5 protein-coding genes are annotated in these 6,667 nt (G+C 70.6%); 2 read left to right on the top strand and 3 right to left on the bottom strand.

From position 1 onward, the window contains the following. Positions 1-209 precede the first annotated feature (209 nt). Genes ABH931_RS31360 through ABH931_RS31350 form a run of 3 tightly spaced genes read right to left on the bottom strand, consistent with a single transcriptional unit; the run spans position 210 to position 2,706 of the window. Positions 210-1,244: a GNAT family N-acetyltransferase gene (locus ABH931_RS31360; protein ID WP_370120782.1), complete on the bottom strand. Its 1,035-nt coding sequence runs from the start codon at positions 1,242-1,244 to the stop codon at positions 210-212. Further along, the gene (locus tag ABH931_RS31355) at positions 1,241-2,215 is read right to left on the bottom strand and encodes a sporulation-delaying protein SdpB family protein (RefSeq protein WP_370120779.1); all 975 of its coding nucleotides are present in this window, start codon (positions 2,213-2,215) and stop codon (positions 1,241-1,243) included. The genes ABH931_RS31360 and ABH931_RS31355 overlap by 4 nt, the downstream gene beginning before the upstream one ends. After that, on the bottom strand, positions 2,203-2,706 hold the full coding sequence (locus tag ABH931_RS31350) for an SdpA family antimicrobial peptide system protein (protein ID WP_370120804.1): 504 nt from the start codon (positions 2,704-2,706) through the stop codon (positions 2,203-2,205). Before ABH931_RS31350 ends, ABH931_RS31355 begins: the two co-directional genes overlap by 13 nt. A 397-nt stretch (positions 2,707-3,103) precedes the next feature. Between ABH931_RS31350 and ABH931_RS31345 the strand changes: the two genes are divergently transcribed. Then, on the top strand, positions 3,104-6,208 hold the full coding sequence (locus ABH931_RS31345) for a BTAD domain-containing putative transcriptional regulator (RefSeq protein WP_370120776.1): 3,105 nt from the start codon (positions 3,104-3,106) through the stop codon (positions 6,206-6,208). A 66-nt stretch (positions 6,209-6,274) separates the two neighbouring features. Next, positions 6,275-6,556 (top strand): hypothetical protein, encoded by a 282-nt coding sequence (locus ABH931_RS31340; RefSeq protein ID WP_370120773.1) that lies wholly within the window; start codon positions 6,275-6,277, stop codon positions 6,554-6,556. Positions 6,557-6,667: the final 111 nt, after the last annotated feature.

The raw sequence follows: 6,667 nt of genomic DNA, 5'->3' as shown, positions 1-6,667 counted from the left end.
AAACCGTCAAACGACCCGAGACCCTGATCGAACGCGACCGAGTCAGACCACGTTGATCACAGCCCTGAACAGGCCGAATGGTTAAGGATCAAGCTCAGAACCACACAGGCATGGTGTGGTTGCGGAGTTCGCACGGGTCTTCCGGCGGGGGCCCTCCACCGCACGGCCGCTCCACCGCCCCACCCAGGGGATCCGCAGAGATCGAGGGCTCATCGACCACGGCCCTGAGGGAGGGCTGCCAGGTTCGCGGCGAGGCGCTCGGTCGGGGTCTCGACCCAGTTCAGGGTGCGGGCCGTCCGGTAGCCGAGGGCGCGGTTGATGGCGATCATGTGGTTGTTGGTCGTGGCCGTGGTGGTGCAGATCCGTTCGAGGTCCGGGCGCTCCTCGCCGAGCCGGCGCATCATGGCGGCCTTGACGGCCAGGCCGAGCCCGTGGCCGCGGTGGGTGGCGAGCACCGAGGTGTCGTGGACGTAGCCGACCTCGGGGCGGTGCGGGAAGTTGTGGATGACGTGGGTGCCGACGACTTCGTCCGTCGCCTCGTGGACGGCGGCGACGACGCGCTGTTCCGTGCCGGCGTCCACCAGTTCGCGGTCGGTCTCCCGGACCCGCTCGGGGGTCCACACGGTCTCGCGGTAGCTCAGTTGCCCCATCGGGGCGTCCTGGATGGCCTGCCGGGCCAGGGCGTAGGAGTCGACGAGGTGGCCGGGGGTGGCGCCGGTCCAGTGGACCAGGCGGTAGCCCTCGGGGGCCGGAGCCTCCCAGAGACCGGCGGGAGTCGTGGCGGTGAGCAGGACCTGCAGCACCATGCTGTGGGTCACCTCGAAGCCGAGGTTCGTCGCCCACCGCAGGCCGGCCGAGCCGGGCTTCATCGGGAAGCCGAGGACGGTGCCGCGGCCGGTCTCCCGTACCTCGCGCATCGCCAAGCGCAGCAGCTCGGTCCCGGTGCCGCGGCAGCGCAGCTCGGGATGCACGTTGATCTCGATGCTCGCGATGCCCGCGTTCTCGCCCTCGGGGAGTGCGAGTTTGAGGGAACCGGCCAGACGGCCGTCCACGTGGCCGACCCAGAAGCGGCACAGCCCGTCCTCCAGCGGCGGCGTGCGAAGCCGGCCGATCGAGGTCTCGTAGGTCAGCGGTGGGTCCTCGGGCGTGTCCGCCGCCACGCAGGCGGCCCGCATCGTGAAGTAGTCGGAAAGGACGCGCTCGGAGGCACTGGCCGGGTCGAGTGGCTGAACGTCGACGGTCACCGGGGACAACGGAACTCCAGGATCTCGGTAGGGGCGTCCCGCGTCGGCGGCTCGAACTCGGAGGGCGCGGGCGCGAGTTTGTCAGAGGTGCTCACCGGAGCAGGCCCGCCGGGCTCGCCGACGAGCAGCAGGAGCACCAGCGCGACCATGACGAGCCCGAAGCTGACCAGTCCCATCGCGACCATGATCCCGCCGTGCAGCAGGACCGTCAGGCAGAGCGCCGTACGGCGGAACCGTCGCGGCAGCAGTGCACCCACAGCGATCAACAGCTCCACGACGAGTACGCCCCAGGTGAGCAGCCTGATGGCGGTTTCGGAGGTCAGCAGCGGTTCGAGCGGCTGCCGCAGGCCGGACGGGAGCCCGTAGAACGGGTCCACCAGGACGGTGGACATGGCCTCGCCGCTGCGCCATCCCGCCGTGGTCAGCTTCGAGATGCTCGCGGTGAAGTAGATGACGGCGATCTGGCAGCGGATCGCCCACCAAGCGGCATACGAACTGCCCGCCCACACCGGGGCCAGCGGCTCGCGCGGCCGGGTCCAGTGCCAGGTCCGCCCGTCGCCCAGCAGGAACGGGATGATCAGCATGGTCGCGGCGAGCGCGGCCTCCTCGGCCCCGCTGGCCATCGTCATGCTCTGGCCCAGGCTCCAGGCCACGAACCAGTGCGGCACGCACGTCCACTTCGGGCGGTACCCGATCGCCACGAGGACGAGGACGGCCGTCGCGAGGAGCCGGCTGACGAGCAGGCCGCCGGAGCCCGGGCCGGCGACGCACCACAACGACAGCTCGCGGGCGCCGTAGCAGCGCATGCCCTCGGGCAGGCCGGGCTGGTAGGTGAACAGGTCGTGGTCGGGCGTGAACCCGATGCTGATCAGTTCGGAGACGGCCAGGATCGACCGGGTGAGGGCCAGCGGCAGCGTCCGCGGATCGAAGTTCGCGGCCGACGTGAGGACACGGTCCTTCAGCCGTTGCATGCGATCTCACCGTTCGCGATCCGCAGGATCTTCCAATCGGATTGCCAGAGACGGGTGTTCGCCGTCCAGCGGACCGGGGTCTGCGCCGAGAGCAGGATGTGGCCGCAGATGGACGGACGGGCGGTGTGGTTGACGGTGCGAACCACGGGAGCGCGTAGCGCCGCGGCCCGGCAGTCGGCCGGGGTGAGCGCCGAGCAGTCCAGCCAGTCGCCGACGGCGATCTGGCCGGTGAGGTTGGCCAGTTCGACGTACCGAGCGTACGCCGAGCGACTCAGCCCCCAGTCCGTGGCCGACGCCATCTGCAGCTGAGGGGCGGCGGTCAGCCGACCGCCGTGCCCCACGAACAGCGCCACGCTGGTCTCCGTCGTCGGTTGCTCGGCGAAGAAGCTCCATCCCTGGGGCCACACCACCCTCGTCGATTCACGCTCGGCCTGAAGCCAGCCCGGCAGCAGCCGGGCCGGAACCAGCTGGGTGGAAGAGGCCAGCAGCATCACGAGGAGCAGGGCGGCCGTGAAACAGAACCCCTGGGCGCTCCGCGACGCGGTGGCCGTGCCTCGTTGCGCCGTCACTAGCAGGAGGTGCAGCTCAGGTTGTTCGGCCTGGGCACGCGGGCATCCGCCTGGGTCGCGACCAAGCCCACCAGCAGTAGGGCGACCAGTGCCCCGATGATTGCGAATCGCATCTTTTCCCCCGACTTGCGTCGTTATTCATTCCTTTGTCAGCCTTGGTGGCCAACCGATGTGAACCTACCGGACGCCGCTACCGATCACCTACCGGTGAGCTAACCTTGCGCTGACCGGCGCACTTCTGGTCCCGCAGCCAGGAGTAACAGCGCCAGGCGGTCACGGCGTCCCGAGGGACGTACCGAGCACAACATGGGGGTGCGGGATGGATCTCGACGTTCGGCTGCTGGGGCCGCTGGAGGTCGAGGTGGGGGGAGACCTGCTGCCTCTCGGGGGTCTGCGTTCGCACCGACTGCTCGCCGTGCTGCTGCTGAACGCCAACAGCGTCGTCCGAATGGACCGGCTGGTCGACGTGATGTGGGAGTCCGCGCCGCAGTCGTCGCGCCAGCAGATCCACAACACGGTGGCGACGCTGCGCCGCGCCATCGCGCCGGTGGAGGGGTTTGACCTGGTCACCAGCCAGCTCGGCTACCGCATCGTCGTTGACAGCGACCGGCTGGACCTCACTCGCTACCGCACCGCGGTACGGGAGGCCGACCGGGCTGTGGCCGAGGGCGAGCCCGGGACGGCGGTCTCGCTGCTCACGGGGGCCCAGGCGCTGTGGCGGGGGTCGGCACTGACCGGGCTCGGCGGCGAGTACTTCGAGAACGTCGCCACCCGGCTCTCGGAGGAATACCTCGCCACGACCGAGTCGCTGATGGAGCTGCGCGTCCAACTGGGCGAGAGCGCACGGGTCGTGGGTGAGCTCACGGAGCTCGTCGCCACGCACCCCTCGCGACAGTCACTGCGCGCGACGCTGATGGCCGCACTGCACTCCACCGGCCGCCAGGCCGACGCCCTGGAGGTGTACGAGGAGGGCAGGCGGGTCCTCGTCGAGGAGTTCGGGTTGGACCCGAGCGACGAGCTCAAGGCCCTGCACGAGCGCATCCTGCGAGGGCTGCCGGTGGTCGAGTCCGCCGCAGTGGAACGGCCCTCGGCTCCGGCGCCCCAGGCCGCCCCGGTGATCCCGGAGCCCGCTGGTCCGGCCGTGTCGACCACGCGACGGTTCCTGCCGCACGACCCCCGCGAGTTCTCCGGGCGCCAGGACGAGATTCTTCAGCTCATGGAGGACAGCCGGCAGACGGGATCGGTGTCCCTCGTCATCTCGGCGATCAACGGGATGGGCGGCATCGGCAAGACCGCTCTCGCCGTGCATTTCGCACACACCGTCTCGGCCGACTACCCCGACGGGCAGTTCTTCGTCGACCTGCGGGGGTTCACCGCCGGGGTCGAGCCGCTCAGCCCGGAGGAGGCCCTTGGCCACCTGCTGCGCCAGTGCGGACTGCCGGACGAGCTGGTCCCGCCCGGCCTGGAGGACCGCACCGCCACCTGGCGTAGCGTGATGGCCGACAGGAGGGCGCTGGTCCTGCTGGACAACGCGCTCGGCGTGGAGCAGGTCCGGCCGCTGCTGCCGGGGACGCACGGCCCGCTCGTCCTCATCACCAGCCGCCGCCGGATGCCCGCCCTGGAGGGCGTCGTACCTCTGTCGCTCGACCTGATGCCGCAGGCCGACGCGGTCGCGCTCTTCTTGCACATCGTCGGGCCGCAGCGGCTGGCCGTCGAGGAGGACGCCGAGGGCCGGGTCGCCGAACTCGTCGAGCTCTGCGGGCGGTTGCCGCTGGCCGTACGGATCGCCGCCGGCCGCTTCCGCGAGCGGACGAGCTGGACGATGCCCTACCTGATCCAGCAGCTCAGCGACCAGGAGAAGCGGGCCAGGTTCCTTGACTTCGGCGACCGGAGCGTGTCGGCCGTCATCTCCATGTCGTACCGGTCCCTCTCGGAGGAGCACCGCCGGCTCTTCCGACTGCTGAGCCTCCAGCCGGGCCCCAACTTCACGCCGCCCGTCGCTGCGGCCCTCGCGGATCTGCCGATCGACCGGGCCGAGGAGATCCTTGAGTCGCTCTTCGACGACAACCTCGTCCTCCAGGAGCAGCCGGACCGCTACCACTTCCACGATCTGGTCCGTGACTACGCCTCGCGGATGTGCGCGCAGCACGACGGCGAGGAGGACAGGAAGGAGGCGCTCGACCGCCTCTTCGACCACTACCTGCGGACCGCCTCGGCCTGGTGCGCCCCGCTGGCGATGGGTCCGTTCCGTAGGGAACTGACCGACGCCCGCCCTGGTCCGGGGGTCCCCGAGCCCTCCTCGGTCGCCGAGGCCGTCGAACTGCTCGCGGGGGAGTCGGTCAACCTTGTCGAGGCCGCCCGGTCGGCGCTCAGCGACGGCCCGCCTGACACGGCGTGGCAACTGGTCTGCGCCGTCCAGCCGTTCCTGCGGCGGACCAACTACGCGGGTGCCGCGCTCAAGCTCTTCGAGGATGCCGTCGTCGCCGCCCGATCGGCCGGGGACGAGCGTGGCGAGGCGTTGATCCTGATAGGTCTCGCCGGAGCCCTGCGGCAGCGGGGTCGCAGTGCGGAGGCCCGAGTGGCGCTGGAGGCCGGCATTGCGATCAGCAGGCGCGGAGCCGACCGCGACACCGAGATGTACCAGCTGACCGAGCTGGGCATCATCGAGATCAACGACGAGCATTTCGGCGAGGCGTACGAGTCCTTCCGCTCGGCCCTGGCCATCGCCGAGGCACGCTCGGACCAGCAGTTGAGCGCGATCCTGCGCAACAACCTCGGGGTGGCCTGCCGGGAGCTGGGCCGCGGCCAGGAGAGCTTCGCACACTTCTCCCAAGTGCTGGACGACCACCGGGTCACCGGCCGCAGCACGGCGGAGGCGTCCACTCTGGTGAACATAGGGGCCCTGCTCGTTCGGGAGCGGCGCTCCAGCGAGGCGATCGACTACCTGGACCGAGCCCTGGTGAGGGCGGACGGCGAGAACCAGGTGCACCTGGCCGCCGAAGCGCAGGCCATCCTCTGCGAGGCATACCGGGCGCTCGGTGATGTCCCCCGCTCCTTCGAGTCCGGTCGTAACGCCCTGCGCATCGCCCGCGAGCACAAGCTGCTGGAGGCCGAGTGCTATGCGCTGAACGGGCTCGGTGAGGCGTACCTCGCCGTGGGGGACCTGGACAGCGCCGAGGTGACCTTCCGCCATGCCGTCACCCTCTCCGGGGAGAGCGGGTTGCGGTCCTGCGAGGCGAGGGCGCTGGAGGGGTCCGCGCACATCGCGCTGTATCGCGAGGACCTGCCGGAGGCGGGCCGACGGTTCGAGTTCGCGGCCTCGACCTACCCCGCCGAGGCCGCGGAGGCCGAGAACCCCCGGGTCCACCTGGCTGACATCTCCTCCCCGCGCATCCGGTGCAACCGCTGTCTGGGGGCGGCCTAGAGGCGGGTCAACCGCAGGATGCTCCCGCACCAGTTGGCGACCTCCCGGCCCAGTGAGGGAGTCGCGGTGGCGGCGAAGTCCCGCCCGGCCTCCCAGGCCAGCGTGGACTGGATCGCGCAGCCCAGGACCAGCCCGGCCCGCGGCGGCCGCCGCCACGCTCTCGCGGATCCAGTCGAGCGACCGGTCGCCGAACACCGCGCCGAACTCGGGATGGCGCTGCTGCGCACCGCAGTCCCACTGCCGGAACTCGGCTGCTTCGTGCTGCTGTGCGCCCTCCGCGGCGAGGACGAGCAGGTAGGCCTCAGTGGGGTACCGGGCGCCGTCCGACGGGCTGTCCGGCGGACCTGATCCTGCGAGACGGCCATCTTCTTGACCCTATCGCCAGAGGAAGGTCGAGAGGTCCTGGGCGTCCATCGCCTCCTCCCGTACGGCGAGGGGCCGTCGGGCGCGAGCACAGCG

Origin of the sequence: Streptacidiphilus sp. MAP12-33, from assembly GCF_041261265.1 — a bacterium.
Taxonomy (GTDB): domain Bacteria; phylum Actinomycetota; class Actinomycetes; order Streptomycetales; family Streptomycetaceae; genus Streptacidiphilus.
Note: the sequence above shows the minus strand (reverse complement) of the source record. Positions and strands in the feature narration are given on the sequence as shown.